This is a genomic window from Kumtagia ephedrae (genome assembly GCF_003012745.1).
GTDB classification, from domain to species: Bacteria; Pseudomonadota; Alphaproteobacteria; order Rhizobiales; family Rhizobiaceae; genus Kumtagia; species Kumtagia ephedrae.
Genome location: NZ_PXYK01000016.1, coordinates 101,378 through 128,346, shown reverse-complemented (window position 1 = coordinate 128,346; position 26,969 = coordinate 101,378). Strand labels below are relative to the sequence as shown.

At 67.3% G+C, this 26,969-nt stretch carries 26 protein-coding genes; 12 read left to right on the top strand and 14 right to left on the bottom strand.

The annotated features are described in order from the left end of the window. Nucleotides 1-23 precede the first annotated feature (23 nt). Both C7I84_RS17320 and C7I84_RS17315 read right to left on the bottom strand, forming a co-directional pair. Nucleotides 24-1,382 carry a 2-hydroxyacyl-CoA dehydratase subunit D gene (locus C7I84_RS17320; protein WP_207771021.1) on the bottom strand — a complete coding sequence of 453 codons (1,359 nt, stop codon included), beginning with the start codon at nucleotides 1,380-1,382 and terminating at the stop codon, nucleotides 24-26. Between the two features lie 13 nt (nucleotides 1,383-1,395). Beyond that, entirely contained in the window at nucleotides 1,396-2,553 is a 1,158-nt protein-coding gene (locus C7I84_RS17315; protein WP_207771020.1) for a 2-hydroxyacyl-CoA dehydratase subunit D, read from the bottom strand. A gap of 221 nt (nucleotides 2,554-2,774) precedes the next feature. Here C7I84_RS17315 and C7I84_RS17310 point away from each other — a divergent pair, with 221 nt between their 5' ends. Next, nucleotides 2,775-3,920 carry an acyl-CoA dehydrogenase family protein gene (locus C7I84_RS17310; RefSeq protein ID WP_106773457.1) on the top strand — a complete coding sequence of 382 codons (1,146 nt, stop codon included), beginning with the start codon at nucleotides 2,775-2,777 and terminating at the stop codon, nucleotides 3,918-3,920. Nucleotides 3,921-4,163: 243 nt separating this feature from the next. On the opposite strand, the gene C7I84_RS17305 is transcribed toward C7I84_RS17310, so the two are convergent. The 7 genes from C7I84_RS17305 to C7I84_RS17275 all read right to left on the bottom strand — a co-directional run bounded on the left by C7I84_RS17305 (nucleotide 4,164) and on the right by C7I84_RS17275 (nucleotide 11,162). Further along, nucleotides 4,164-5,015, bottom strand: coding sequence for a MaoC/PaaZ C-terminal domain-containing protein (locus tag C7I84_RS17305; protein ID WP_106773456.1), 852 nt, complete (start codon nucleotides 5,013-5,015; stop codon nucleotides 4,164-4,166). After that, entirely contained in the window at nucleotides 5,015-5,929 is a 915-nt protein-coding gene (locus C7I84_RS17300) for an SDR family NAD(P)-dependent oxidoreductase (protein ID WP_106773455.1), read from the bottom strand. The genes C7I84_RS17305 and C7I84_RS17300 overlap by 1 nt, the downstream gene beginning before the upstream one ends. 72 nt (nucleotides 5,930-6,001) lie before the next feature. Continuing rightward, entirely contained in the window at nucleotides 6,002-7,177 is a 1,176-nt protein-coding gene (locus tag C7I84_RS17295; RefSeq protein ID WP_425351356.1) for an acyl-CoA dehydrogenase family protein, read from the bottom strand. A 10-nt stretch (nucleotides 7,178-7,187) separates the two neighbouring features. Beyond that, nucleotides 7,188-8,063 carry an HpcH/HpaI aldolase/citrate lyase family protein gene (locus C7I84_RS17290; protein ID WP_106773454.1) on the bottom strand — a complete coding sequence of 292 codons (876 nt, stop codon included), beginning with the start codon at nucleotides 8,061-8,063 and terminating at the stop codon, nucleotides 7,188-7,190. Then, nucleotides 8,060-8,512: a MaoC family dehydratase gene (locus C7I84_RS17285; RefSeq protein ID WP_106773453.1), complete on the bottom strand. Its 453-nt coding sequence runs from the start codon at nucleotides 8,510-8,512 to the stop codon at nucleotides 8,060-8,062. Before C7I84_RS17285 ends, C7I84_RS17290 begins: the two co-directional genes overlap by 4 nt. Nucleotides 8,513-8,524: 12 nt before the next feature. Beyond that, on the bottom strand, nucleotides 8,525-9,727 hold the full coding sequence (locus C7I84_RS17280; RefSeq protein ID WP_106773452.1) for an acetyl-CoA acetyltransferase: 1,203 nt from the start codon (nucleotides 9,725-9,727) through the stop codon (nucleotides 8,525-8,527). A gap of 4 nt (nucleotides 9,728-9,731) precedes the next feature. After that, on the bottom strand, nucleotides 9,732-11,162 hold the full coding sequence (locus C7I84_RS17275; protein ID WP_165816113.1) for an OB-fold domain-containing protein: 1,431 nt from the start codon (nucleotides 11,160-11,162) through the stop codon (nucleotides 9,732-9,734). Between the two features lie 124 nt (nucleotides 11,163-11,286). Here C7I84_RS17275 and C7I84_RS17270 point away from each other — a divergent pair, with 124 nt between their 5' ends. From C7I84_RS17270 to C7I84_RS17250, 5 genes are all read left to right on the top strand, one after another. After that, nucleotides 11,287-12,051, top strand: coding sequence for a glucose 1-dehydrogenase (locus C7I84_RS17270; RefSeq protein ID WP_165816112.1), 765 nt, complete (start codon nucleotides 11,287-11,289; stop codon nucleotides 12,049-12,051). Nucleotides 12,052-12,130: 79 nt separating this feature from the next. Further along, on the top strand, nucleotides 12,131-12,925 hold the full coding sequence (locus tag C7I84_RS17265) for an enoyl-CoA hydratase-related protein (RefSeq protein WP_106773449.1): 795 nt from the start codon (nucleotides 12,131-12,133) through the stop codon (nucleotides 12,923-12,925). Beyond that, the gene (locus C7I84_RS17260; protein WP_106773448.1) at nucleotides 12,925-14,127 is read left to right on the top strand and encodes an acetyl-CoA hydrolase/transferase family protein; all 1,203 of its coding nucleotides are present in this window, start codon (nucleotides 12,925-12,927) and stop codon (nucleotides 14,125-14,127) included. The genes C7I84_RS17265 and C7I84_RS17260 overlap by 1 nt, the downstream gene beginning before the upstream one ends. An 87-nt stretch (nucleotides 14,128-14,214) precedes the next feature. After that, nucleotides 14,215-15,375 carry an acyl-CoA dehydrogenase family protein gene (locus C7I84_RS17255; RefSeq protein WP_106773447.1) on the top strand — a complete coding sequence of 387 codons (1,161 nt, stop codon included), beginning with the start codon at nucleotides 14,215-14,217 and terminating at the stop codon, nucleotides 15,373-15,375. A gap of 68 nt (nucleotides 15,376-15,443) precedes the next feature. Then, nucleotides 15,444-16,352 (top strand): DMT family transporter, encoded by a 909-nt coding sequence (locus tag C7I84_RS17250; RefSeq protein WP_207771019.1) that lies wholly within the window; start codon nucleotides 15,444-15,446, stop codon nucleotides 16,350-16,352. Between the two features lie 332 nt (nucleotides 16,353-16,684). Here C7I84_RS17250 and kce read toward each other — a convergent pair whose 3' ends face one another. Next, nucleotides 16,685-17,617, bottom strand: a complete 933-nt coding sequence (kce, locus tag C7I84_RS17245) for a 3,5-dioxohexanoate:acetyl-CoA acetone transferase (protein WP_106773446.1) — start codon at nucleotides 17,615-17,617, stop codon at nucleotides 16,685-16,687. Nucleotides 17,618-17,838: 221 nt separating this feature from the next. Between kce and C7I84_RS17240 the strand changes: the two genes are divergently transcribed. The 3 genes from C7I84_RS17240 to C7I84_RS17230 all read left to right on the top strand — a co-directional run bounded on the left by C7I84_RS17240 (nucleotide 17,839) and on the right by C7I84_RS17230 (nucleotide 20,100). Next, complete coding sequence (locus C7I84_RS17240; RefSeq protein ID WP_165816111.1) at nucleotides 17,839-18,366, top strand: MarR family winged helix-turn-helix transcriptional regulator; 528 nt, start codon at nucleotides 17,839-17,841, stop codon at nucleotides 18,364-18,366. Nucleotides 18,367-18,445: 79 nt separating this feature from the next. Further along, nucleotides 18,446-19,591 (top strand): acyl-CoA dehydrogenase family protein, encoded by a 1,146-nt coding sequence (locus tag C7I84_RS17235; protein WP_106773444.1) that lies wholly within the window; start codon nucleotides 18,446-18,448, stop codon nucleotides 19,589-19,591. 2 nt (nucleotides 19,592-19,593) lie between these two features. Beyond that, nucleotides 19,594-20,100, top strand: a complete 507-nt coding sequence (locus C7I84_RS17230) for a PaaI family thioesterase (protein ID WP_106773443.1) — start codon at nucleotides 19,594-19,596, stop codon at nucleotides 20,098-20,100. Nucleotides 20,101-20,370: 270 nt separating this feature from the next. On the opposite strand, the gene C7I84_RS17225 is transcribed toward C7I84_RS17230, so the two are convergent. Continuing rightward, complete coding sequence (locus C7I84_RS17225) at nucleotides 20,371-21,711, bottom strand: enoyl-CoA hydratase-related protein (RefSeq protein WP_106773442.1); 1,341 nt, start codon at nucleotides 21,709-21,711, stop codon at nucleotides 20,371-20,373. A 98-nt stretch (nucleotides 21,712-21,809) separates the two neighbouring features. Here C7I84_RS17225 and C7I84_RS17220 point away from each other — a divergent pair, with 98 nt between their 5' ends. Together C7I84_RS17220 and C7I84_RS17215 are read left to right on the top strand one after the other, a co-directional pair. Then, nucleotides 21,810-22,691, top strand: a complete 882-nt coding sequence (locus tag C7I84_RS17220; protein WP_106773441.1) for an SDR family oxidoreductase — start codon at nucleotides 21,810-21,812, stop codon at nucleotides 22,689-22,691. Next, a complete protein-coding gene (locus C7I84_RS17215) occupies nucleotides 22,688-23,452 on the top strand; it encodes an enoyl-CoA hydratase/isomerase family protein (protein ID WP_106773440.1) in 765 nt (254 codons plus the stop codon). The genes C7I84_RS17220 and C7I84_RS17215 overlap by 4 nt, the downstream gene beginning before the upstream one ends. A 143-nt stretch (nucleotides 23,453-23,595) precedes the next feature. Here C7I84_RS17215 and C7I84_RS17210 read toward each other — a convergent pair whose 3' ends face one another. Next, nucleotides 23,596-24,045: a PaaI family thioesterase gene (locus tag C7I84_RS17210; RefSeq protein WP_165816110.1), complete on the bottom strand. Its 450-nt coding sequence runs from the start codon at nucleotides 24,043-24,045 to the stop codon at nucleotides 23,596-23,598. Nucleotides 24,046-24,182: 137 nt separating this feature from the next. Between C7I84_RS17210 and C7I84_RS17205 the strand changes: the two genes are divergently transcribed. After that, complete coding sequence (locus tag C7I84_RS17205; RefSeq protein WP_106773438.1) at nucleotides 24,183-24,980, top strand: enoyl-CoA hydratase/isomerase family protein; 798 nt, start codon at nucleotides 24,183-24,185, stop codon at nucleotides 24,978-24,980. 112 nt (nucleotides 24,981-25,092) lie between these two features. Here the strand turns inward: C7I84_RS17205 and C7I84_RS17200 are convergent, their stop codons facing one another. Next, complete coding sequence (locus tag C7I84_RS17200) at nucleotides 25,093-26,094, bottom strand: branched-chain amino acid ABC transporter permease (protein ID WP_207771018.1); 1,002 nt, start codon at nucleotides 26,092-26,094, stop codon at nucleotides 25,093-25,095. Further along, nucleotides 26,091-26,969, bottom strand: coding sequence for a branched-chain amino acid ABC transporter permease (locus C7I84_RS17195; protein ID WP_106773436.1), 879 nt, complete (start codon nucleotides 26,967-26,969; stop codon nucleotides 26,091-26,093). The genes C7I84_RS17200 and C7I84_RS17195 overlap by 4 nt, the downstream gene beginning before the upstream one ends.

Sequence of the window (26,969 nt, the reverse complement as noted above, 5' to 3'; positions counted from 1 at the left end):
CTTATTATATCAGATCGCCGCCGTCAGGCGGCCCGCCGCCTCGCGTCCATGGCCTCGACCATCGCCTCGAGGCGCACATTGAGCAGCTCGTCCTTGTAGAAACTCTCGTCGGCGACATCGCCCTCGAAGAACATCGCCTGCCGGCCGTATTTCTTGGCCGAATCGGCGATCAGGAACTGCGCGTTGGTCATGCCGCGGCAGGTGCGCGAGGCATGGCAGACGACGCCGTCGAGCTCGAAGGTGTCGCACAGCTTCTCGATCTCGCCGATCATGATCGGCGCGCCGTGGTTGTTGGGGCAGACGAGATAATTCTGCGCCATGCCGAGCACCGGGTCGCCGAGGTCGATCAGCTGTGGCTCCTGCCAGAACGACATGTGCGTGTAGCGCCCCGCCACCACGCAGGCGTTGACCTGCGCGAACTTGTCGGCGAGCCAGCCGACCTTGTTCCAGTTCATCATGCCATCGAAGAAGAGCCGGTATTTCTCGTCCTTCACCGCGCCTTCGCCGCTGGCGACGCGCTGCTCGATCTCGTCCTTCACGCCTTGGAAATAGTCGACGATGTTCTGGTCGCCGGGCAGGAAACTCATCGGCGCGATCGAGACGATCCAGTCGAAGAAGCTCGCCGGCGACGGCCGCGCGGTGCACAGCGCCATGCCTTCCAGCCTGAGCTCCGCCGCCTTCTTGATATAGCTCATCGTCTCGGAGAGGCGGTCGAAGTTGAACTTGCGCCCGGTATTGGCCTCAAGGAATCTCGTCAGCTCGACGAGCTGGTCGGCGACGTAGCGCGAGCGCTGCTGCCATTCCTCGCCGCGCAGATAGCCGGCGTCCTGGCGGCCGCCCCACAGCAGTGGTATCTGGATGGTGAACATCGGCACCTTCTTGCCGAAGACGCGATAGGTGATGTCGTCCCATTGCTGGCCGGAGGAGCAGTAGGGATAGGCGTTGACGATCATGTCGGGCGGCGGCAGCTTCATCATCGCCTCGATGCGCGGATCGTCGAGGCTGGCCCCGCCCTCGCCCGACTTCGCCTTGTCCATCTCGATCAGCATCTGGCCGATATGGGTGCGGGCGTAGGAGCACAGCTCCCGGTCGTAGCCGCGCTGCTCGCCTCGCGCCTGCGCGCCGATCTCGCGGTGGCGGGCCGCCAGCATCGCCGACCACGCCTCGCCATGCACCCATACCAGGTCGTGCGCGTGGAAGAAGGGCGGGATGTAGGTGCCGTTGTACCAGACGACCTTCTTGCCCTGTTCCTTGGCGGCGAAGACGCCGCTCCAGTAGTCGTTCACCAGCTTGCTGCCGAAGCGCGTGCTCTTCAGCTTGTTCGCCCTTTCGCCATTGCCGAAAGCGGGCTTGGAAGCGGGCATTGCGACGACGTTTTCCATGACAGTCCTCCTCTCAGGCCGCCTTGCTGGTGGCGCGGCGCTTGGCGATTTCCACAAAAGTCTCGACGCGGGTCTTCAGCGCTTCGACCGGCATTTCCTCGTGCTCGGTCTCGATGAGCAGGTGCGGGATGCCGTGTTCCTCGAAGGCTTCCTTGATCTCGGGGTAGAAATACATGTGCGGCTCGCAGAACTTGACCATCAGCACCACCAGGCCCTGGGCTCCGGAGCGCTCGACCTCGGCGAGCAGATAGTCCTCCCAGTCGACGCCCTTGGTCGTGCGCGTCGGGCAGGGCAGCCTGCGGTTCTTCTCGACATACCAATGGGCCATGGCATCGACGGGCGGCATGGCCTCGTCCATGTCGGCATGGATGAAGCGCCAGCCGACGAAGAGATCGTCGTTGACCACGCGCGCGCCGCTCTCCTCGATCATGTCGATCAGCGCCGGCTTCGGCGCGTGGCACAGGTGCCCCGACAGGTAGACCGGCACGCCTCCCGCCGCCGGGCCCCTGCGCGGGATGGCCGCCAGCAGCTCGTCCATCAGCGCGACGTGCTCCTTTTTGTCCATCGCCATGGACGACTTCACCACGGCCTGCATGTCGCGTCCGGAGATCGCCACCAGCCCCTTGCGCCGCATGTCGTAGAGCCGGCGCATCTGCGCGCGGTTGCGGTTGAACAAGGCGATCGAGGCGGTCACCGCCTGCGGCGCGATCTCGGCGCCGGTCAATGCCTCCAGTTCCTTCCACAGCTGGGTGAAGGTGCCGGTGGTCTCGCGCAGCGCCCAGCCGGCATCAAGCGTGGTGCAGAGCTGGTTGAACAGGATCGGCAGGTCCGGGCGCTCCGCCCGGATGGTGTCGGCGGTGCCCAGGAGCTGCACGCAATGATCGCCGAACATGATGGCGTCCAGCCCGTCGAAGCGCCCGCGCATCGTCTGGTCGACGATCGAGCGGTTGAAGCCGCAATAGAAGTTGAAGACGTTGGATTGCCCGATCGTGATCGGCTCCTCGTCGTCCTGCAGGATCACCGGAAGGCAGCCCGCGGCATGGGCAAGCTCGCCCGGAAAATGCATCGGCAGCAGGCCGATCACCTGCCTGCCGGTCCGCGCCTTCCATTGGGCGGCGTAGTCCATCGGCGCCTGCGCCGCCTGCTTCATCTGGGTGAGGACGTGCTCCAAGGGGGTCGCTCCACGCTGCCAACCGGAACTATGTTATCTAGCGTACTAAGTTATAATCACGTCGTCAAGGATCATGCTCCCTCCGGCGTTTTATTGCCATTCAATGCGAAATAGGAGCCCGCCGACGATCATCAAGTAAGCAAGACTCACGTTCGTCGGATTGCGCCACGCCTTTTGATTGGCTAGCATTTCGTACGTTTGCATATCTTCTGGGGAGAGTGATGGATTTCGCCTTGACGGACGAGCAGCGGATCCTGCAGCAGTCGCTTGCCGCCTTCGCCAGGGCCGAGCTTGCGCCCCATTACACGCGCTGGGACCGCAACCGCGAATTCCCGGCAAAGATCTGGCCGCGACTCGGCCAGATGGGCGTCTTCGGCCTGCGCGTGCCGGAGGAACTCGGCGGCAACGGCCTCTCCTATCTGGAGGCCGGACTGGCGATCGAGCAGGTCGCCAAAGGCGACTTCAACGTCTGCTACGGCATCCTCAACGCCTGTTTCGCCGGCGACATAATCGGCCGCTTCGCCTCGCCGGACATCCGCGACGCCTGGCTGGCGCCGCTGGCGGCGGGCCAAAAGATCCTCAGCGTCTGCCTGACCGAACCGCATTGCGGCTCCGACGCCGCGGCGATCCGCACCCGCGCCGTGCGCGACGGCGACCATTTCGTCGTCAACGGCGAGAAATCGGCGATCACCCTGCTGATGGCAGCCGACGCGGCGATCCTGTTCGCCAGGACCGCGCCGGAGAAGAAGGCGGCGGGCGTCTCCGCCTTCCTGCTGCCGCTCGATTCACCGGGATTGTCGAAGAGCCGCTACGAAGACATGGGCGGCAGGGGCATCGTGCGCGGCTCGCTTTTCCTCGACGACGTGCGCATCCCGGCCGCCAACATGATCGGGCCGGAGAATGCCGGCTTCACCCAGGTGATGCAGACCTTCGACTACACCCGCGCCCTGATCGGCCTGATGTGCCTCGGCGCCGCCGAGCAGACGCTGGAGGAGACGGTCGACTACGTGAAGGGCCGACAGGCCTTCGGCCAACCTATCTCGAAGAACCAGGGCGTGTCGTTCCCGCTGGCCGAGGCGAAGGCGAAACTCGAGATGCTGCGCTGGCTCTGCTACCGCACCCTGTGGCTGCGCGACCAGGGCTTGCCGCACACCGCCGAGGCGGCGATGTGCAAGGCTGAGGGCCCGGCACTCTGCGCCGACGTCATCCGAGACTGCCTCGTGCTGCACGGCCACTACGGCTACACCCAGGATTTCCCGGTCGAGCAGCGCTACCGCGACGTGCTCGGCCAGATGATCGCCGACGGCACGCCGCAGATCATGAAGATGATCATCGCGCGTCACATGCTGGGCAGGGAGTTCGCGTAACGGGTCGCTGTCGATTTCGTCCCGTCGTCGGCTAGGACCCCCACCCCTAACCCCTCCCCTCAAGGGGGAGGGGGACTGGTTGGCGTCACCGCAAGGCGTCAATCCTCGACGGTGTCGCGCGGGCATGGCGGCCGCAAAGTTCCCCTCCCCCTTGAGGGGAGGGGTTAGGGGTGGGGGTAGACCCACATGCGATACCCTGCCGCGAGGGGAGTGTAACCGGCCGCCCTACCGGCACGCCGCGCCTCAACCGATCTCGGCCACGCCCTGGTCCATCGCCGTGCGATCGCCGACCTTCGCCTCGAACAGCACACGTCCCTCCTCCTGCCAGCAGGCGAAGTCGAGCCGGTCGCCGGGCATCACCACGCCGGAAAACCGCAGGTCGAGCGCCTTCAGGCGGGCCGGATCGCCGCCGCAGAAGGCGCGCAGCACCACCGCGCAGGCGGTGCCGTAGGAGGCGAGCCCTTGCAGGATCGGTCGGTCGTAGCCGGCCTTGCGCGCCACCTCGTAGTCGGCATGCAGCGGGTTGGTGTCGCCCGACAGCCGGTAGACCAGCGCGGCGCGCGCCGATGTCGCGACGCTCTCGGCATGATCCGGCGCCCGCGCCGGCATTTTCGGCCGCTCCGCCTTCGGCAGCGGTTCTCCGCCGAAGCCGCCATTGCCGCGCAAGGCGACCGTCTGGTCGATGGTGCAGTAGAGCGCGCCGTCGGCCGCGTCCGTCACAGCCCGCCTGAGCACGCAGACCGCGCCCTTGTCGGCGCCCCGGTCGTAAAGCTCGGTGATCGCGGCCCGGCTCACCACTTCGGCTTGCGGCGGCAGCGGGCGGTGGAAGCGCGCCGCATGCGCCATGTGCAGCACCTTGACCCAGCCGATCTCCAGCGTCGAGTTCTTCGGCCACATGCCGGGCGTGGCGAGCGTCACGGCAAAGGACGGCAGCACCCGCAGCCGATCCTCGAGCAGGAAGTCGAGATCATCGCTCTCGCCCGGCGCGATCGGCAGGCCGACGCCCAGCGCGTAGAGGATGGCGTCGCGGGCCGTGTAGGACTGCCGCTGCTCGCCGAAATCCCAGTTGCGTAGACGATCCGGATCGAACGCCATCAGACCGGATCCCAGGTGAACACCTCGCCGGAGCGGTGCAGCGGGTAGAAGTCGTTGCGGAACTGCGGGATGACGCGCTCGATGATCGCCTCCGGCGTCCAGCCGTCGGCGGTGTGGGCGGTGCGGATCGGCCGCGGCTGCGAGAACAGGTAGATCTCGTTGTTGCGCGAGCCGAATATCTGGCCGGTGACGCCGGCCGCGGCATCCGAGCACAGCGCGACGCAGAGCGCGGCGACCTTTTCCGGCACCAGCTTCTTCAGCCCTTCGACGCGCTGCTGCTGCTCCGGCGTGTCGGTGGGGATCGACGACACCATGCGCGTCCAGGCGAAGGGGGCGACGGCGTTGGAACGCACGTTGAAGCGCTGCATGTCGAGCGCGATCGACTTCGACAGGGCTATGATGCCGAGCTTGGCGGCGGCATAGTTGGCCTGGCCGAAATTGCCGACCAGGCCGGAGGTGGAGCTCATATGCACATACGCGCCGCCGCCCTGCTCCTTGAAGTAGGGTGCCGCCGCCCGCGACACGTTGAAGGTGCCCTTCAGGTGGACGCCGACCACTGCGTCGAAATCCTCCTCCGTCATCTTGTGGAACAGCACGTCGCGCAGATTGCCGGCATTGTTGACGACCGCATCAATGCGGCCGAATGCGTCGATGGCGGCGCGCACCATGGCCTGGGCATCGTCCCATCTCGCCACGGAGCCGTAATTGGCGATCGCGCGCCCACCGATTGCGGCGATCTCCGCGACCACTTCCTCGGCCGGCTGGGCGTCGCCGCCGCCCTCGCCGCTCAGCGAGACGCCGAGGTCGTTGACCACCACGGCCGCGCCGGCGCGCGCCATCTCCAGCGCCACCGCCCTGCCGACGCCGCGCGCGGCGCCCGTCACCAGCGCCACCTTGCCGTCCATAACGCCCATGCGTGTCTCCGTTCGTTCATGCCCGCCTGGTCCAGCCGGCGCGGAGTGTCCCTCCGTCGTCCGGCCGCGCGGTCAATAGCTCTTCGGCAGGTCCAGCACCTTCTCGGCGATAAAGCTCTGGATGAGCTGCTCGGTGACCGGCGCGATGCGCGTCACCGTGACTTCGCGCAGCAGCCGCTCGACGTGATACTCCTTGGCGTAGCCGAAGCCGCCATGCGTCAGCACCGCCTGCAGGCAGGCTTCGTAGCCGGCGCGCGCGCCCAGAAACTTGCCGGCATTGGCCTCCGCCCCGCAGGGTTTTCCGGCGTCGTAGAGTTCGGCCGCCTTGAGCAGCATCAGCCAGGCCGATTCCAGGTACATCCACTTCTCCGCCAGCGGATGCTGGATGCCCTGGTTCATGCCGATCGGCCGGTCGAAGACGATGCGCTCCTTCGCGTATCTGGCGGCACGCGCGAGCGCGTCGCGGCCGATCGCCACCGCTTCCGTGCCGACGAGGACGCGTTCGGGGTTGAGCGAATGGAGGATGTAGGAAAAGCCCTTGCCCTCCTCGCCGATGCGATGCTCGTCGGGGATGAACAGGTCCTCGATGAAGATGGCGTTCGAATCCACCGCCTTGCGGCCCATCTTGGGGATGCGCTGCACCTCGATCTTCGAGCGGTCGAGATCGGTATAGAAGATGGTGATGCCGTCGGTCGGGCGCTTGCAGTCCTCGTAGCGGGTGGTGCGGGTCAAGAGCATGATCTTCGACGCCACCTGCGCGGTGGAGGTCCACACCTTCTGGCCGTTGACCCGGTAGCCGCCCGGCACCTTCTCGGCGAAGGTTTTTATGCGCGTCGTGTTGAGGCCCGCGTCTGGCTCGGTGACGCCGAAGGCGACCTTGTCCTCGCCGGCGACCAGCCGCGGGATCCATTCCGACTTCTGCTCATGCGTGCCGAACACGACGATCGGATGCGGCCCGAACAGGTTGATGTGAACCGAGGAGGCTGCCGCCATGCCGCCGCCGTGGCCGGCGACCTCGTGCATCATGATCGCCGCCTCGGTGACGCCGAGGCCGGAGCCGCCATGCTCCTCCGGCATGGTGATGCCGAGCCAGCCGGCGTCGGCCATGGCGCGGTGGAACTCGTCGGGAAAGCGCCCGTCCTCGTCGCGCTCCAGCCAGTAATCCGCGTCGAACTGGCGGACCACGCCGCGCACGCCGTCGCGGATGGAGTTGATCAGGTCTTCGCGCTCTTCTGCCGGCCTGGACACGCTAACCTCCCTACCCTTCCCCCACGGAGGCAAGCACGCGCCGCGCCTGCTTCAGATGGGGAATGTCGACCATCTTTCCGTCGATCCCGATCGTGCCGAGACCCGGATTCTCCGCGAAGGCGGCGACGATGCGGCGAGCCAGGGCCAGGTCAGCCTCGCTCGGCGCAAACGCCCGCTTGATGACGGCGACCTGATCGGGGTGGATCGCCAGGCGGCCGGAAAAGCCGTCGCGGCGCGATACCCGGCAGGCGGCCTCCAGTCCTTCCGGATCGCGGAAATCGGCATGAAGCGTATCGATCGCCGGCACCTCCGCATTGGCCGCGGCGAACAGGCAGAGCGAGCGGGCGAGCTGATAGGGCCGCGTCCACTCGCCGTCTGCTTCCTTGTTCGCCGTGGCGCCGACGACGGCCGCCAGATCCTCGGCGCCCCAGGTCAGCGCCGCCAGCCGTGGATGGGCCGGTGCATAGGAGCCGAGGTTGAACATCGCCGCGGCCGTCTCCGTCGCCACCACGATGATCCCGACGCTGCCTCGCGGCATGCCGGCCGCGTCCTCGAGCGGATCGATCATCTCCGAGACCCGGGCGAGGTCGTGGCCGCCATTGGCCTTGGGCAGGACGATGCCCGCGAGGCCGGGGCGGACGACCGCGGCGAGGTCCTGCGCGGTCAGGCCGCTGTCCAGCGGATTGACGCGAACCCAGAACGACCAGTCGCGCGGGCCGTTCGCGGCGTCGATCCAACCGGACAGCATGTCCCGCGCCGCTGCCTTGCCGGCCGGGGCAACGGAATCCTCGAGGTCGAGGATCAGTCCGTCGGCGCTGACGGACTTCGCTTTCTCGAATTTCTTGTCCGAGTCGGCGGGAACGAAGAGAAGCGCCGTCAGCCTCATGCCGGCGCCTTCATCATCAGGGCGAGCCGCCTGCATTCGCACACGACCTCGCCGCGCTGGTTGAATCCGCGGTGGACGAAGGTGACGATGCCCTGCGTCGGCCGCGATTTGCTCTCGCGCCTGGCCAGCACCTCGGTCTCGGCGCGGATAGTGTCGCCGTGGAAGACCGGCTTCGGGAACTTGACGTCCTCGAAGCCGAGATTGCCAACGGTGGTGCCGAGTGTCGTGTCGCCCACGCTCAGCCCCACCACCAGCCCCAGCGTGAACACCGAGTTGACCAGCGGCTTGCCGAATTCCGTCTTCGACGAATAGTCGTGATCCAGATGGATCGCCGCCGGGTTCATCGTCATCGTCGTGTAGAGCACGTTGTCGGTTTCGGTCACGGTGCGGCGGGTGGCGTGCTCGATCACCTCGCCTTCGGAAAATCCTTCGAACCAGCGTCCAGCCATGATCTCTCCTCCTCAGAGCCGCCCGAAGATCGCAACCGAGGAGACCGAGTTGGACGGCTGCCCTCCGAGATTGTGGGTCAGGCCGAAATCGATCTGGCGGAGCTGCCGCTGGCCGGCGCGGCCGAGAAGCTGCGCGTGCACCTCGTAGGCCATGCGCAGGCCCGAGGCGCCGACGGGATGGCCGAAGCATTTCAGCCCGCCGTCCACTTGCGCGGGGATGGCGCCGTCGCGGTCGTAGCGTCCGTCGAGGATGTCGAAGGTGGCACGGCCCTCGGCGGAGAGGCCGAGATCCTCCATGGTCACCAGCTCGGTTATGGAGAAGCAGTCATGCACCTCCGTCATGCCGATTTCGCCCTTCGGATCCCTGATGCCTGCCTCCAGATAGGCGCGGCCGGCGGCCACCCTCGTGTTGCGCACCGAGGCGCCGTCCCATTCCCCGTACTGGCTCTCCCAGCCGTTCGAGGTGCAGACCTGCAGGGCCTTCACGGCGACGAGATCGGCGGGAGACTTGCCGAGGCTTCTGGCGATCTCCGGCGTGGTGACGATGGCGCAGGCGGCGCCGTCGGAGACGCCGCAGCAGTCGTAGAGACCGAGCGGGTCGGAGATCATCGGCGCATTGAGGATGGCGTCCATCTCGACCGGCTTGCGCAGATGCGCCTTGGGCGAGTTCGCGCCGTTCTGGTGGCTCTTCCAGCTCACATGCGCCATGCCGCGCTTGAGATCGGCGGCCGCAATGCCGTGCTTGGCGCGATAAGCGCCGGCGAGCTGCGCGAAGGTACCGGGCGACGACCCGTAGGGCATCCAAAGGTCGTTGACCGAGCCCTTCGTGCGGATCGGCAGGCCGCCGAAGCCGGTGTCCTTCAGCTTCTCGACGCCGAGGGCCATGGCGACGTCGACCGCGCCGGCGGCGACCGCGTAGACGGCGCCGCGCAGCGCCTCCGTGCCGGTGGCACACATGTTCTCGACGCGGGTCACCGGGATGTTCTGCAGCCGCAGCGCCGTCGCGAGCGGGATCGCCGAGTTGCCGACATTGAAATCGTCCAGCGCCGAGCCGAACCACGCCGCCTCGATCCGGCCCTTGTCGATTCCGGCATCCGCCAGCGCCTCGGCGAAGGCTTCCGCCATCAGCATGTCGGACGACATGTCCCAGCGCTCGCCGAACGCGGTGCAGCCCATGCCGAGGATGACGACCTTGTCCTTGATGCCGCTTGCCATTGCCTCAACCCTCCGCCGGCAGATCCGGGCGCTCGGCCGGCGCCGCCTTCCAGAAATAGCTGCGGAAATGCCGCTGCCGGTCGATCGACTTGATCCGGAAGCGCATCCGCACAGGGTCGCCGACTTCGGGGCTGCTACCTTCGATGTCGCAATGCTCCATCGCCACGCGCGCGCCGTTGTCGAACTGCACCAGGCCGAAATGAAAGGGCGGGTCGGGCGTGAAGTTCAGCCTGTCGGCGGTGATCGACACCACCTTGGCCGGCACGTCCGCCAGCGGAACGTCCTGATAGGTCTCCGCACCTTCGGCATCCGGCCGGACCGGTATCGGCGTCTTGGGGAACTGCACGTTGCCGCCCTGGTCCCGCCCGCCGACGAAGCCATGCATGTCGCGGCCATGCCGAAGCAGCGTCGAGGCCGAGACCTTCTGGTTCACCTCCGAGCGTGGCCCCCAGTCGAGCGGCAGCCTGCCTGTGAGATTGAGCAGGCGGGTGTAGGACGTGAGGACGACGCCCTGCCGCAGCGCCGCTGCCGCCGTGCCGGTGCCGGGGCCGGTTACCTCGAACACGAGTGCGTCGGCGCCGTTGCCGAAACCGGCGACAAGCAGCTTCGCCCCGGGCTCGGCGCGGTCCAGCGCCAGCGCCAGACCGAAGAGCGGCATCGCCGCGCCGAGCTCGCCGGCCTGCTGGGATATCTCGGCGCACAGGTTCGGCGCCTTCAGCCCGCAGGCCCGGACCAGGGCGGCGTAGACGCCGTCGACCGGCTCCGGCATCACGGCGACGGCGATGTCGGCAGCCGCCACGCCGGCCTTTTCCAGCGCCGCCTTCACCGCCGGCAGGTAGACCTCGCCCGCCGCCTTGTCGCGCACGAAGCGATCCTCCGCCGCATAGGGAAGCCCGCCGTCGGCGGAGGTGAAGACGTCGAGCAGGTCGGCATTGATCGTCGCGGCACCGAGCAGGCGGGCGATACCCTTCCCGGGACCCACCAGCGCGGCGGCGGCCCCATCCCCCCAATTCAGGTGCTGGGCGCTGCCCGGCTGCGCGGCGCGTTTCTCGCCGGCCGCGACCAGCTCGGTCGCGCCGCCCCGCAGTGCCTTGATGAGCGCGGTCGTGGCGGCGCGGCGGGAATTGGCGGTATCCTGGGCGACGACGGCCCGCTCCAGCCGGAGCGCTTCGGCCATGATCCCGGCCATCGAGCGGTCGGTGAAGGGAGACGATGTCGAGGCGAAGACCACCGATTCCGGCAGGCCGGCGGCCACCACGCCGCGCGCCGCCTCGACGGCCATGGTGAGCGCGTCCTCGTCCCAGCCGGCAACCGCGCGCCGGCCGCGTCCCGATCCGCCCAGGCCCGACCAGCGCAGTTCGGCGCGCGCCACCTTGCGGTCGAAGCGCAGGAGCGGAAGATATCCAGCCACCGATTTCAGGCTTGCCTCTGCCACTTGCGTCTCCGTTGCCGTCGGTGGCAGAAATATCTTGCAAGCTTACCGTAAGCAAGCATATTATTTTTGCCGAAGAGGCCAAGGGGCGAAGACGCTCCCACCCATCCGACGAAGGGAAAGCAAAGTGCTTGATCTGAAAGGAAAAGTCGCGATCGTGACCGGCGGCGGCCAGGGAATCGGCAAGGCGATCACCCTGCGGCTGGCTGCCGAGGGCTGCAAGGTCGCCGTGTTCGACCTGAAGCCGGAGGCGGCCGAGGCAGCCGCCGAGGAGGCGCGCGCCAAGGGCGGAGAGGTCACGGTCTACGGCGTCGACGTCGCCCAGCAGGAGGCCGTCAACAAGGCTGTCGAGCGGGCCGAGGCCGATCTCGGGCCGACCTGGCTGCTGGTCAACAATGCCGGCTGGGACAAGCCGGCGCCATTCCTGCAGACCGACAAGCCGCTCTGGGACAAGATCATCGCGATCAACCTCAGCGGCCAGCTTTATATGCACAAGGCGGTCCTGCCCGGCATGGTGGCGCGCGGCGGCGGCCGCGTCGTCAACATCGCCTCCGACGCGGCGCGCGTCGGCACCTCCACCGAGGCCGTCTATTCCGCGTGCAAGGGCGGCATGATCTCCTTCACCAAGTCGATCGCCCGCGAGCTCGCCCGCAACAACGTGCTGCTCAACTGCGTCTGTCCCGGCCCCACCAACACGCCGATGATGCAGTCGGTGCTCGGCACCGGCGAGCAGGCGGAGAAGTGGAAGGACGCCATGGTGCGCGGCATCCCGCTGAAGCGCATGGGCGAGCCGGAGGACTATGCCGGCATCGTCGCCTTCCTGGCGTCATCGGACGCCGGCTACATCACCGGCCAGGCCATCTCGGTCTCGGGCGGCATGAACATGGTGTGATAACGGCGCAAACCATGCCGAAAACACGTCGAAACAAACCGAAAAAAGGGCTGTTGCCCGATGAAAAGGAGGCAGGCCGGTGACAAAAACACATGAATTTTCCGACATCCTGTACGAGATCAAGGGCCGCGCCGCCTGGATCACCATCAACCGGCCGAAGGTCTACAACGCCTTCCGCGGCCAGACGCTCGAGGAGCTGATCCAGGCTTTTCAGCTCACCGGCAACGACAAAGGGGTGTCGTCGATCGTTCTCACCGGCTCCGGCGAGAAAGCGTTCTGCACCGGCGGCGACCAGTCGGCGCATGAGGGCAATTACGACGGACGCGGCGTCGTCGGGCTGCCGATCGACGAGTTGCAGGGCCTGATCCGCGACGTGCCGAAGCCGGTGATCGCCCGCGTCAACGGCTTTGCCATCGGCGGCGGCCATGTGCTGGTCACGCTGTGCGACCTGGCGATCGCCGCCGACACCGCGAAATTCGGCCAGGTCGGGCCGAAGGTCGGCTCCTTCGACGCCGGCTGGGGCACGGCGCTGCTCGCCCGCATCGTCGGCGAGAAGAAGGCGCGCGAGATCTGGTTCCTCAACGAGACCTATACCGCGCAGGAAGCGGTCGCGATGGGGCTGATCAACAAGGCCGTGCCGCTCGCCGAGCTGGACGCCGCCGTCACCCGATGGACGGACACGCTGGCCGAGCGCTCGCCGACGGCGCTCGCCTTCCTCAAGCGTTCGTTCAACGCCGACAGCGACCAGATCCGCGGCATCAGCAACCTCGCCCTGCACGCGGTGAAGCTCTACTACGCCACCGAGGAGTCGAAGGAGGGCGTCAACGCGTTCAACGAGAAGCGCAAGCCCGACTTCCACAAATTCGTCGACTGATGCCTGCCGCCATCGCGCCAACGGAGATCGGCCGGCATCTGCCCGAGCGCGGGCTGTGCTGGATCAGCGCCTGCTCGGCCGATTCCCAGGTTTTCAGGGAGGGATTGGCCGGCCTCTCCCGGCCGGACCTGACCTTCACCGGCATTTTCGTGCCCGGCCTCAACCGGCCGTCCTACATGCTGGAGACGGGCGCGGCGGTCACCACCTTCTTCATGCTGCCGGAATTTTCCGGCAGCGGACGGGTGGCGTTCTTGCCGCTCTGCTATCGCGATATCCGCCTCTGGCTCGCCGAAAACCCGCCGCGGGCGGCGCTCGTGATGTGCGCCCCGCCCGACGCGGACGGCCGCTGCAGCCTCGGGCCGGTGACCGACTTCCTCGCCGACATCTGGGAGCGGATCCCCACCCTTATCGCCCATGTGAACCGGGAGATGCCGGCGACGCTGGGCACGCCGGGCATCCCGTTCGAGCGGTTCGACGCGGTCGTCGACGCGCCGCAGGCCCTTCCTGAATTCGACCCCGGCGTCGACGACACGGCACTGCGGATCGCCCGGCATGCGGAGACCGTGATCCCCGACGGCGCGACGCTGCAGGCCGGCATCGGCCGCGTACCCGAGGCAGTGCTGCGCGCGCTGACGGGCAAGCGCGGCCTCGCCATCCATTCCGGTCTGATCGGCGATTCCGCCCTGCATCTGCTGCGCGCCGGCGCGCTCAGGCCACGGAACCCGATTACGGCCGGCGTCGCCATCGGCACCAAAGCGCTCTATGACGCGGTGTCCGGCCCGGAATTCCGGTTCCGGCCGCCGTCCTTCACGCACGATATCGCCACGCTGGCCGGGATCGAACGCTTCGTCGCGATCAATTCGGCGATCGAGGTCGACCTCGACGGCCAGGCCCATGCCGAGGCCACGCCCGGCGGCTTCGTCTCCGGCCCGGGCGGCGCCTCCGATTTCGCCGCGGGCGCCCGCCGCCTCGACGGGCTGCGCATCGTGGTGCTGCCCTCCACCGCCGCCAAGGGAAAAATCTCGCGCATCGTGCATGCCCGCAATGCCACCGGGCCCGTCTCGCTCGGCCGCTTCGACATCGACCTGGTGATCACCGAGCACGGCATCGCCGATCTCAGGGGCAAGTCGCACGCGGCGCGCCGCACCGCGCTGATCGGCATAGCCGATCCCGCGCATCGCGACGGCCTGGCCGCCTCCTGAGCTAATGTCATCTTGCAAACTGTACGATTGCTTACGGAATGATTGGCTGATAAAAGTACGTTAGCATACGAAAAGAAAGCCCGGCCTATGATCCCACGCACCCTCTTCCGCGACGAACACGAGATGTTCCGCGAGAGCGTCCGCAAGTTCGTTGAGAAGGAGATCGTGCCCTTCCACGCGCAGTGGGAACGCGACGGCATCGTGCCGCGCGAGCTTTGGCGCAAGGCCGGCGAGCAAGGCATGCTGTGCTGCACCGTCCCGGAGGAATATGGCGGGCTCGGCCTCGACTACCTGTTCGACGTCGTCGTCTTCGAGGAGCTGTGGCGGGCCGGCGCGTCCGGCCCCGGCTTCCTCATCCACACCGACCTCGTCGCCACCTACATCCTCAGCTTCGGCACCGAGGCGCAGAAGAAAAAATTCCTGCCCAAGATGGTCTCGGGCGAATGGATCGGCTCGCTCGGCATGACCGAGCCGCATGCCGGTTCCGACCTCAAGGCGATCAAGACCCGGGCGATCCGCGACGGCAACGGGTTCCTGATCAACGGTCAGAAGGTGTTCATCTCCAACGGCCAGCTCTGCGACGTGCTGGTGCTGGCGACCAAGACCGACGCGGAGGCGGGCGCCAAGGGCGTCACGCTGTTCCTGGTGGAAGGCGACCGGGCGGGTTTCCGGCGCGGCAAGAACCTCGACAAGCTCGGCATGCATGCGCAGGACACGTCCGAGCTGTTCTTCGACGACATGCGGCTGCCGCCGGAAAACATGCTCGGCGCGGAAGGCCAGGGCTTTGCGCTGATGATGACCAAGCTGTCGCAGGAGCGCCTCGCCCAGGCGATCCGCTCGGCGACGGTCACCGAGACCGTGATCCAGTGGACGGTCGACTACACGATGAACCGGCAGGCCTTCGGCCGCTCGATCTTCGAGCAGCAGAACACCCAGTTCAAGCTGGCCGAGCTGCAGGCGCAGGCGACGGCGATGCGGGTCTTCACCGACCGGTGCATCGAGCTGTTCATGACCGGCAGGCTCGACCCGGTCGACGCGGCGATGGCCAAGATGCTGACCACCGAGCTGCACTGCAAGGCGGTGGACGAATGCCTCCAGCTGTTCGGCGGCTGGGGCTACATGTGGGAAATGCCGATCGCCCGCGCCTATGCCGACGCGCGCATCACCAAGATCGCGGGCGGCTCGGTCGAGATCATGAAGCTCATCATCGCTCGCCAGATGGCCGACGATGCCCGCAACCGCGGTTGACCGTCTCCTCCAGGACGGACTGGCAGCGCCTGCGGGCGCTGCCCTTTTTCGTCCGGGGGCGGCCGCGGATGACCACTGACCCGGCCGTCCGGTCGACATCGTGGCGCCGGCGGCCGACGCGCTCCGAGACCATCCGCGGCGTTCTCTTCATGCTGGCGGGGTTCTTCCTGTATTCAACCTCGGACATGATGGCGAAGCTGCTGACGCAGTCCGTCAGCCCGCTGCAGGTGGCCTGGCTGCGACAGCTCGGGCTGGTCGGCGGCGTCCTCGTCCTGCTCATGATCAAGGGCCGATCCATCCTGCGCAGCCGCCACCCCGGATTGCAGATCGGCCGCGGGCTGACGGTGGTTGCGGCAGCCACCAGCTTCCTGTTCGCGCTGGCCTATGTGCCGCTCGCCGACGCCACCGCCGTTACCTTCGTCGCGCCGTTCATCGTCACCGTACTGGCGGCAGCACTTCTGGGAGAGGCGGTGGGGCCGAAGCGCTGGATCGCCGTCGTGCTGGGCTTCCTCGGCACCATGATCGTGATCCGGCCGGGCTTCAGCAACTTCCACCCGGCCATATTCCTGGCGCTGATCTCGGCCGTCGCCTTCGCTGTCCGCCAGATCATCTCGCGGCATGTGAGCGGAGCCGATCCGCTGGTGACCACCGTCGCCTACACGGCGCTTACCGCCGCCCTCATCCTGACCCTGCCGCTACCCTTCGTCTGGAAGAACCCGGCCGACGGCACGCAACTGCTGCTGATGGTCGGCGTCGCCTGCGTCGCCGGCTGCGCGGAGCTCACCATCATGCGGGCGCTGGAGCTGGCCGAGGCGGTCGTGCTGTCGCCGCTGCAATACACGCTGATGATCTGGAGCACGGCGTGGGGGTTTGTGGTGTTCGCGCAGCTGCCGGACGTCTGGACACTCGTCGGCGCCGCCATCGTCATCGCCTCCGGCATCTATGCGCTCTATCGCGAGGCGCGGACGGCGCGGTGAGGGCGGGGTAGTTCACCCGTCTCGCCAGCAATTCGCGCTCGGTTCGCTTCTGCACCGACTTTGACCGCGTCGCCGTTCCGGCATGGATCCTAGGGTCTCCGCGACGGCCTTCGGCCTGGCTTCGCCCTAGGATGACGAAGGGAGGGGTGCTTCCGCCAATCTCCAACGTTAGCGATTGGCCAAGAACATCAACGCCTTCGTCATCCTAGGGCGGAGCAGGCCGAAGGCCGTCGCGGAGACCCTAGGATCCATGCCGGAACGGCGACGCGGTCAAAGCCGGTGCAGAATCAGCAGCGGCGAGTCCGGCGCCTCGGCCATGAAGCCCGCCGGCCTCAGAACCCGACATTGTCGCTGCCCTTGAGGCCGAGCATCTCGCGGGCTTCTGCCGGGGTCGCGACGTCGATGGACAGCTCCTTCAGAATGCGCACGATCTTCGCCACCTGGTCGGCGTTGGATTTCGCCAGCTCGCCCTTGCCGATGTAGATGGAGTCCTCCAGGCCGACGCGGACGTGGCCGCCCTTCAGCGCATTGACGGTCGCCAGCGGCATCTGGTGGCGCCCGGCGCCCAGGCAGGAGAAATAGTAGTCGTCGCCGAACAGCCGATCGGCGGTGTCGCGCATGTGCAGGAGATGCTCCAGTTCGGGCGCGATGCCGCCAAGGATGCCGAACACGCCCTGGATGAAGAACGGCGTTTTCACCATGCCGCGGTCGACGAAATGGGCGAGGTTGTAGAGGTGGCCGATATCGTAGCACTCGAACTCGAAGCGGGTGCCGTTGGCCGACAGTTCCGTGATGCCGCGCTCGATCTGGGTGAAGGTGTTGGAGAGGATGAAATCCTTCGTCCGCTCGAGATAGGGCCGTTCCCACGGCTCCTTGAAGTCCTTGATCTTGTCGGCGGCGCCGGAAATGTTGAAATTCAGGCTGCCCATGTTCATGGAGGCGACTTCGGGTTTTGCCCAGAGGGCGGCGGCGAGGCGCTGGTCGAGCGTCATGCCGAGCCCGCCGCCGGTCGTGATGTTCACCACCGGGTCGCAGCTCTGCTTGATGCGCGGCAGGAACATGCGGAAGTGCTCGGGGTCCTGGCTGGGCGAGCCGTCCCGCGGGTTGCGCGCATGCAGGTGCAGGATCGCCGCCCCGGCCTCCGCCGCCGCTATCGCCTCGCTGGCGATCTGGTCCGGCGTGATCGGCAGGTAGGGCGTCATGGTGGGCGTGTGGATCGAGCCGGTGACCGCGCAGCTGACGATGACCTTCTTCGATTTCCGCATGGTCTCCTCCGGATCTCAAACTAATACTCTATCGCACGATATGCTGCCTTATCTTTTTTGTAAAGCGGATGGGGCGGTAATCGCCGCCGGCGATGCCCTCCCCCACGGGAATGGCATGGAACCTCAAGAAACGCGGGCGTACATTGCGCCACGCGAAAAATATGATAGCTAACAAGCTCGAAATCTTACGAATCTCCGCAGAGAAAAGGCGGGAGAACCATATGAACGAGACGCGCTCCTGGGATCTGAGGCTCGGCTATCTCATCCATGACGTGTCGCGGCTGCGGCGTGTCTCCTACGATCGCGAGCTGGCGCCGCTCGGCATCACCCGCTCGCAATGGTGGGTGCTGGCATTCGTCTCGCGCAACGACGGGCTGCCGCAGACGCAACTGGCCAATGAACTCGACGTCGGCAAGGTGGCGCTGGGCTCGCTGATCGACCGGCTGCAGAGCGCCGGCTTCGTCGAGCGCCGCGCCGACGAGAAGGACCGGCGCGTCAAGCGCGTCTACCTGACCGACAAGGCGCGCGACCTGATCAACAAGATCGGCCCGATCAACGACAGCTTCAACACCCGCATCCTCAAGGGCATTCCGCGCGAGGACCTGGAGCTGACGTCGCGCACGCTCTACGCCATGAAGAAGAACCTGATCGGCCTCGTCGCCGACCGCAATTTCGACGGCGCGGCGGGAGGCGGCCTCGACGACGAGCTGCTGGAAGACCACGGCGAGCCGCGGCTTTCAGTCTTGTAATTTAATACGCTAGCATATTATAATCTTCCGGTATAAGCCGGAGGGCCATTGTGCTCCCCGGATTGCCGGAGGACACCCTATGCTGCCGAACCGCGCGCTCTACGGCGAGGACCACAACGGCCTGCGCGACAGCCTGCGCCGCTTCATTGCAGAGGAGATCGCCCCGCATTTCGACGCCTGGGAGGAAGCGGGCATCGTAGACCGCTCGCTGTGGGGCAAGCTCGGCGCCGCCGGCTTCCTGTGCCCGAGCGTCGGCGAGGAGCATGGCGGGCTCGGCGCGGATTTCCGCATGCACACGGTGGTCGCCGAGGAGCTCGCCTATTCCGGCTTCATGGGACCGGCGGCCGACGTCTCGGTGCATGCAGACGTCTGCCTCGGCTATCTGCTGCACCACGCCACGCCGGAGCAGAAGCAGCGCTGGTTGCCCGGCATGGTCGACGGCTCGCTGGTCTCAGCCATCGCCATGAGCGAGCCGGGAACCGGCTCGGACCTGCAGGGCGTGCGCACGCGCGCTGTCAGGGACGGCGACGACTGGGTGATCAACGGCGCCAAAACCTTCATCTCCAACGGCCAGCACGCCGACATCGTCATCGTGGTGTGCCGCACCGGCGAGGGCCGCGGCTCCGGCAACATGACGCTGATCGTGGTCGAGGCCGACCGCGTGGGGTTCCGCCGCGGCCGCAACCTCGACAAGCTCGGCCAGATCAGCGCCGACACCTCGGAGCTGTTCTTCGACGACGTGCGCGTGCCGGTCGACAACACGCTGGCCGCCGAGGGCCAGGCGATGGGCATGCTGATGAGCGAGCTGCCGCAGGAGCGGCTGATCATCGCCGTGACCTCGATCGCCGCCGCCCAGAAGGCCTTCGACATCACCCGCGACTATGTGCGCGAGCGCAAGGCGTTCGGCCAGGCGGTGGCCGACTTCCAGAACACGCGCTACCGGCTGGCCGAACTCAAGACCGAGCTTTCCGTCGGCTGGGCCTTCGTCGACCAGTGCATCGGCCGACATCTGGAGGGCCGGCTGACCACCTTCGACGCCTCGATGGCGAAACTCTGGTGCTCGGAGATGCAGGGGCGCGTGGTCGACGTCGGCGTGCAGATGCATGGCGGCTACGGCTTCATGCGCGAATACGAGATCTGTCGGCTTTATGCCGACGCACGGGTGCAGCGCATCTATGGCGGCACCTCGGAGATCATGAAGGAACTGATCTCGAGGAATCTTTGAGCATGACCGGAGACGCCCGCGCCGACCAGATCGCCGCCTTGGCGGCGCGCGACCTGCCCGACGATCCGCCGGCGGGTTTTCGCCCGATCGCGCCGCGCATCGGCTTCCATCTGATGATGGCGCAGTTCTACGGGCGGGTGGAGGATTGCGGGCTGGTCGTCGCCTTCCGCTGCTCGCCCCGGCACATGAACAACCACGGCACCTGCCACGGCGGCATGCTGGCGGGATTCGCCGATTTCGCCGCCTATTCGGTGCGGCTCGCCGCCGACCTGCCGGAGACGTCGATCCCGACCGCGTCGCTGTCGATGGAGTATCTACGGCCGGTGCGGTTGGGCGATTGGGTCGAGGCGCGCACCGAGCTGACCAAGCGCGGGCGCACCCTGCTGTTCTCGCGCACGACGGTCAGCGTCGGCGCGACGGCGGTGTTCACCGCCAGCGGCATCTTCGTGCAGGCCACGCACGATCCGCAGGGGCTGGAGGTGCTGTCCGGCGTGCTGGGCAAGGGGTGAGGCGTGGGCTGGCCCCTGGGCCGACCTTTTCGCCGACGGTCATATGGCACTTGGCGGGGAATTCGGTGCCTCGCACCCCCACCCCTAACCCCTCCCCTCAAGGGGGAGGGGGATTTTGTGGCCGCTATGCCATGCGAAATCATCGACGATTGGTGCCTAGCGGAGACGCAGCCGATCCCCCTCCCCCTTGAGGGGAGGGGTCAGGGGTGGGGGTAAAAGCGCAGGCGATTGCCCTGGTCGGCTCGCTCAGCGCCGGCGTCGCTGCGAGCCTCAGCCGGCGGCCAACACCCGGCACCGCGCCTCGCCGTAGCGCGCCAGGAAGGTGAAGGGGCCGCCGAGATAACGCGGGAAGCCGGCGGCCTGCTGGCAGTGGAAATCGACCAGGTTGCGCTCGTCTTCGGCGAATGACCTGGCTTCTTCGGCCGCGGCAAGCGCGCCGGCGGCGAGCACCGCGAGCGCGGCGCGTTCGATCACGCCTTGCGGGGCCTCGAACCACTGCGGCTTGCGATCCGCGACCTGCTGCGCCGCCGCGACATCGCCCGGCGCGGCGCCGGCGATGCCGGCAAAGCTTCTTGCCGCGGCGCCGCGCTCGCCGAGTGCCGCGACCTTTGCTTGCATCGCCGCATCCACCTTGCCGGCGAAGGCATCGAGGCCGGCTGGAAGCGCGTCCTTGCGCCGGCGCCGGTCGTAGTCGACGCGGCCGAGGAACATCACCGCGATCATGTTGCGCGGCTCGATCCGCTGCACGAGATCCTTGAAGCCGTCGATTTCGGCGGCGACGCCCTCGTCCATGCCTTGCGGCAGGCCGCGGTCGAGGCAGTCGAGGATCGCCAGCTCGGCCGGATAGTGGCCGCCGGTCTCGCGCAGGATCTTTTCGCGCAGCGGGCCGGTGATGCCGAGGAGCTCGGCGCTGCCGACCGGCTTCCAGTCCATGCGGTCCCAAGGCTGCAGCGGCTCGGGCTTCGAGCGGATCCACGCCTCCGCCGCCGCGATCTCCCGGCCGGGCGGCACCGTTTCGCTGGCCGCGCCTGTTTCCCGCGCCCGGTTCGCGTCGAGGCGGGCGCCCTCCAGCAGCACGCCGAGCGATTTTTCCACGCCGACCAGGCGCGGCAGGCGCTGCGTGCCGCCGCCGCCGGGCAAGAGCCCGACCAGCGATTCCGGCAGGCCGAGCTGCGTCTCCTTCGCGTCGGTCAGCACCCGGTGGTGGCAGGCCAGAACGAACTCGCAGCCGCCGCCCAGTGCCAGCCCGTGCACGGCGACCGCGACCGGCTTGCCCGCCGTCTCCAGCTTGCGGAAGGCGCGGCCGATCGGCGAGAAATGCGCGACCGTCAGGGCGTCGCGCTCCGCCTCGGGCGCCGCCATGATCATGTCGTAGGCGGCCGACAGCTCGGTGAGGTCGGCGCCGGCGCAGAAGGCGCCCGGCTTGCCCGAGGAGACGACGACGCCGGCGACGTCGGCCCCCTTCAGCCAGTCGGCGAATGCGTCTATCTCGTGTATGGCCCGGTTGGAGAAGACGTTCATCGACCGGTCCGGCATGTCGAAGACGAGATGCAGGATGCCGTCCTCCGTGCGCCGCGTGCGGAAGTTCGTCATCTCGGGCAATGCGGACATCCAGCTCCCTCCTCCGATTTCGTACTCTGGCGTACTATACGTTAGACTTGCAATCAAGTCTCGGCTATGGTCGCCGGGGAAACCGACAGGGAGGAAGCATGAGCCCGTTCCGCAGCGACGTCCTGAAGGGCAAGCGCATCCTGGTGACAGGCGGAGGCACCGGCCTCGGCAAGGAGATGTCGGTCGGCTTCGCCGCGCATGGCGCGCATGTGGCGATCTGCGGCCGGCGCGAGCAGGTGCTGGCCGACGCCTGCGCGGAGATCGCCCGGCGCTCGGGCGGCACCGCGGAATACCGGGTGGTGAACATCCGCGACGCCGAGGCGGTGGACGCCATGCTCGCGGACCTCTGGCAAGGCGGCCCGCTCACCGGCCTGGTCAACAATGCCGGCGCGAACTTCATCGCGCCCACCGAATCGATCTCGCACAGGGCCTACGACGCGGTGCGCGCCACCGTGATGGACGGCAGCTTCTATGCCACCCTCGGCTGCGGCAAGCGCTGGATCGCCGGCGGTACTAAGGGCACGGTGGTCTCCAATCTGGTGACCTGGGTTTGGTCGGGCTCGGCCTATGTCGTGCCCTGCGCCATGGCCAAGACCGCCGTCCATGCCATGACCATGTCGCTCGCCGCCGAATGGGGGCCGAAGGGCATCCGGCTGAACGCCGTCGCCCCCGGCCCCTTCCCCACAGAGAACGCCTGGGAAAAGCTCAATCCGATCCCCGGCTCCTCCGTCGGCGCGACCCAGCCGGACAAGGTGCCGCTGCGCCGCTACGGCGAGATGGACGAGCTGCGCACCATCCTGGTGTTCCTGATGCTCGACGAATGCTCCTACGTGAACGGCGCCACCATCCCGATCGATGGCGGCCACCGGCTGACCGCGCCGTCGACCTTCGCAGAGCTTTCCGACATGAGCGCGGAGGACTGGGCGGCGGCGCGCGAGACGCTGCGCAAATCGGCCGAGAAGGAGCGGCAGGGCCGATGACCGACGTCCTTCTCGAAGAGACGGACGGCATCGCCACGCTCAGGCTCAACCGGCCGGACAAGCTGAACGCCCTGTCCGACGCGATGGTGGACGAGCTGTTGGCGCGGCTCGACGCGGTTGCCGGGTCGGAAGCGCGGGTACTGGTGCTCACTGGCGAAGGACGCGGCTTCTGCGCCGGCTTCGACCTGTCGCTGGCCGGCGGCGACGGCGATGCCGCCTTCTGGATGGCGCGGCAGGAAAAATTCGGATCGCTGGCAACGAAGTTGCGGGGCATCCCGCAGCCGACGATCGCGGCGGTGAACGGCGCAGCGGCCGGCGCCGGGCTCGGCCTGGCGCTCGCCTGCGACACGCGCATCGGCTCGACGCGCTGCCGCTTCAACTCGGCCTTCGTGAAGGTCGGCATGTCGAGCTGCGACATCGGCGTGAGCTGGCTGCTGCCGCGCGCCATCGGCACGACGCGCGCCTTCGAGATGATGCTGACCGGGCGGATGGTGGAGGCCGAGGAAGCCGAGCGCATCGGCCTGGTGCTGCGGCTGGCCGAGCCTGAGGCGCTGATGGGCGAAGCCGTCGCGCTGGCCCGCGCCGTCGCCGACAACGGCCGCATGGCGACCTGGATGACCAAGCGGGGCATGTGGGCCAATCTGGAAGCCGCCAGCCTGCAGGCGGCGGTCGAATTGGAAAACCGCACGCAGGCCTATCTGGCCGGCACCGGCGCTCTCGCCAGCCGCGCCGCGGCGAAGGGTTTTCTGAAACACGAGTAAGTGCGCGGACTGGAATGCCGCCACCTTTCACCTCCGTTGTAGCAGGGTGATCGGCGCCCACGCCCTCGTGGTTCGACAAGCTCACCACCGGGGAAGCCGGATGAGGGTGTCGGACGGAGTGCGACCTCAATCCAGCCTCCGGATCACACATCCAATCGGCGGCTGCTCAGATAGTAGATGCCGCTGGCCCGCGCACACAGCGTGTCGTCGGCATAAAACAGGGCGTGAAAAAACAGCAGCGTCGCGGTCTGGCGCACCAGCTCCGGCCGCGACTGCACCCAGGCGCCGGCATGAGCCGGGGCGGCATAGTCAATGCCGAGCGTGACCGTGGGCGACTCGGCGACCAGGTCCAGCGACTTCTTCAGCGCGCTGCCCTGGATGTCGGCGAAGACCGCCAGCACGCCGCCGTGGCACACACCCATGCGGTTGAGCTTGCGCGGGGTGACCCGGAAGCCGAGCTGCCACTGGCCGCCGGCGGTCCGGCGCTCGTAGAACGGGCCCGCGACCATCTCCACCTCGGCGCGGCCGAGCAGCGGCCGGAAGCCGGCGGGCGGCCTGTCGGTCCCGAAATCGGCGACGGTTTCCGTGATCACATCCCCTCCCGACAACTCGCATTCCCCGCCTTCGACAAGCTCAGGGCTCGGATCGGCAGGCGAAGCCTTGCAAATCATGCGCTATAAAATAGTATGTTACTATATCTTTTTTGAGCAAGCGGGAAGGAGCGCATGGCATGACCGGGCTGACGATGGAGACACTCGCCTGCCGGATCGAGGACGGCCTGGCGCGGGTCACCTTGACCCAGGCGGAGCGCGGCAACCCGATGGACGGGCGCATGTGCCGTGACCTGCGCGACCTGTCTGTCGAGCTCTCCAGCCGCGACGACGTGCGGGCCGTGCTGCTCGCCGCCGAAGGACGCTATTTCTCGGTGGGCGGCGACATCCGGGCTTTCGTCAAGGATCTGTCGCAGCTCCCGCGCATCGTCAAGGCGTGGACGGCCGACCTGCACATGGCGCTGGGCCGTTTCCAGCGCATGAACGCGCCGGTCGTCTGCGCCGTGCAAGGCGACGTCGCCGGCGGGGCGGTGTCGCTGGTAGCGATGTCGGACATCGTCTTCGCCGCCGAGGGCGTGAAGTTCAACGCCGCCTTCTCGATGATCGGCTTCTGCGCCGATTCCGGCTCCACCGTCTCGCTGTCGAGCCGCATGGGATTTTCGCGGGCGAAACGCTTCATCATGCTGTCCGAGGCGATCGAGGCGGGCGAGGCGAGGCAGGCGGGCCTCGCCGACTATGTCGTGCCCGGCGCCGAGCTGATGGCGGGTGCCGAGGCGGTTGCCAAAAAACTCGCCGCCGGCCCGACGCTCGCCTATGGCGCGATCAAGCGGACCTTCATGTCGGCGCGCAGCGAGCCCTTCGAGACGCAGCTCGAGCACGAGGCGCAGGCACTCGCCGCGCTGGCCGGCACGGAGGATGCGCGCGAGGGCATCAGCGCCTTCGCGGAGCGGCGCAAGCCGGTTTTCAAGGGGCGGTGAGCTACGCGGCGGCGTGACGCGGAGAAGACCCCCTCTCCGTCTCGCCCTCCGGGCTCGCCACCTCTCCCCCACTTCGTGGGGGCGAGGAACCCAGGCTGGAGAAAGCGCCGGCTCAAAGCCCGACCCGCAGCCGTTTCTGCAATTCGCCGACGATGCCCTGGCGGAAGACCAGCACGAACAGCATGAAGACGAGACCCTGCAGGAGCAGCACCCACGGTCCGTAGGGCGCCAGGAAATGCTCCAGCGACAGGATGACGAAGCTGCCGACCACCGGCCCGAAGATCGTGCCGATGCCGCCGACGAGGTTGATCAAAACCACCTCGGTCGACACCACGGTGGAGACGTCGGTGAGCGTGGCGATGCCGAAGACGACGGTCTTCAGCGAGGCGGCGAAGCCCGACAGCGCCGCCGAGAGCGTGAAGGCGGCGATCTTGAAGCGGTCGACGTCGTAGCCGAGCGACATGGCGCGCTCGGGGTTGTTGCGGATGGCGCGCAGCACCCGCCCGAAGGGCGAGTGGACGATGCGGTTGTAGAGGGCCAGCACCGCCAGCACGACGATCGACACGGTCCAGTAGAGCGCGGTGTTGGACGACAGGTCGACGATGCCGAGGACCGAGCCGCGCGGCACCGACTGGATGCCGTTCTCGCCGCCGGTGAACGGCGCCTGCAGCGCGACGAAATAGACCATCTGCGCCAGCGCCAGCGTGATCATGGCGAAGTAGAGCCCGGTGCGGCGGATGGCGATCCAGCCGAACAGCAGGCCGAGCAGCGCCGCGGTGCCGGTACCGGTCAGCACCGCCAGCTCGAACGGCAGCCCCCAGCGGGTGGCTGCGTAGCCGCACAGATAGGCGCCCATGCCGAAGAAGGCGGCATGGCCGAAACTCATCAGCCCGGTGTAGCCGAGCAAAAGGTTGTAGGCGCAGGCGAAGATGATGAAGCAGTACACCTTCATCAGGAAGATCGGATAGAGCAGCGCCGGCGCGACCACGACGAAAGCCGCAAACAGCAGGAAGAAGATGGCGCGCGCCGGCGTGAAGCCGAGAAATTGCGCCGGGCGCGACGCCGCCGCGGAAACGGCCGGCTTGTCCATGGTGGTTGCGTCTGGGCCGCTCATGCCATTTTCCCGAAGAGGCCGCGCGGGCGCAGGACCAGCACGATCACCATCGCCACGAAGATGACGGTCGAGGAGGCCTGCGGAAACACCGCCTTGGCGAGGCCTTCGAGCAGGCCGAGGCAGAGGCCGGTGACGATCGAGCCGAGGATCGAGCCCATGCCGCCGATCACCACCACGGCGAAGACGACGATGACGATGCTGGTGCCCATCGCCGGGTCGACCGACATGATGGGCGCCGCCATCACGCCGCCGACCGCCGCCAGCGCCACGCCGGCGGCATAGGTCAGGGTCAGCATGACCGGGACGTTGATGCCGAAGGCCTGGACGAGCTGCGGATTGTCGGTGGCGGCGCGCAGCTTTGCACCGAGCGGCGTGCGCTCGATGACGAACCAAGTGGCGAGGCACAGCACGATGCCGGCCGCCACCACCCAGGCGCGGTAATAGGGCAGGACCATGAAGCCGAGATTGATGGCGCCGCGCAGGCTGGGCGGAACCTCGTAGGGCAGGCCCTGCGGACCGAAGACGATGCGGACGAAACCCTCGACGAACAGCGCCAGCCCGAGCGTGAGCAGCAGCCCGTAGAGATGGTCGAGCCGGTAGAGGTGGCGGATCAGCGCCACCTCGACGACGAGGCCGAGCGCGCCGACCATCAGCGGCGCCAGCAGCAGCGCGCCCCAGTAGCCGATGCCAAGAGTCTGGGCGAGCAGATAGGCGGCGAAGGCGCCGAGCATGAAGAACACGCCATGCGCGAAATTGATGACGCCGAGCAGGCCGAAGATGATCGCCAGGCCGAGCGAGAGGATGGCGTAGAAGACGCCGTTCACCAGGCCGAGCACCATCTGGCCGAGGATGAGATTGAGGTCGAGTTCGAACAT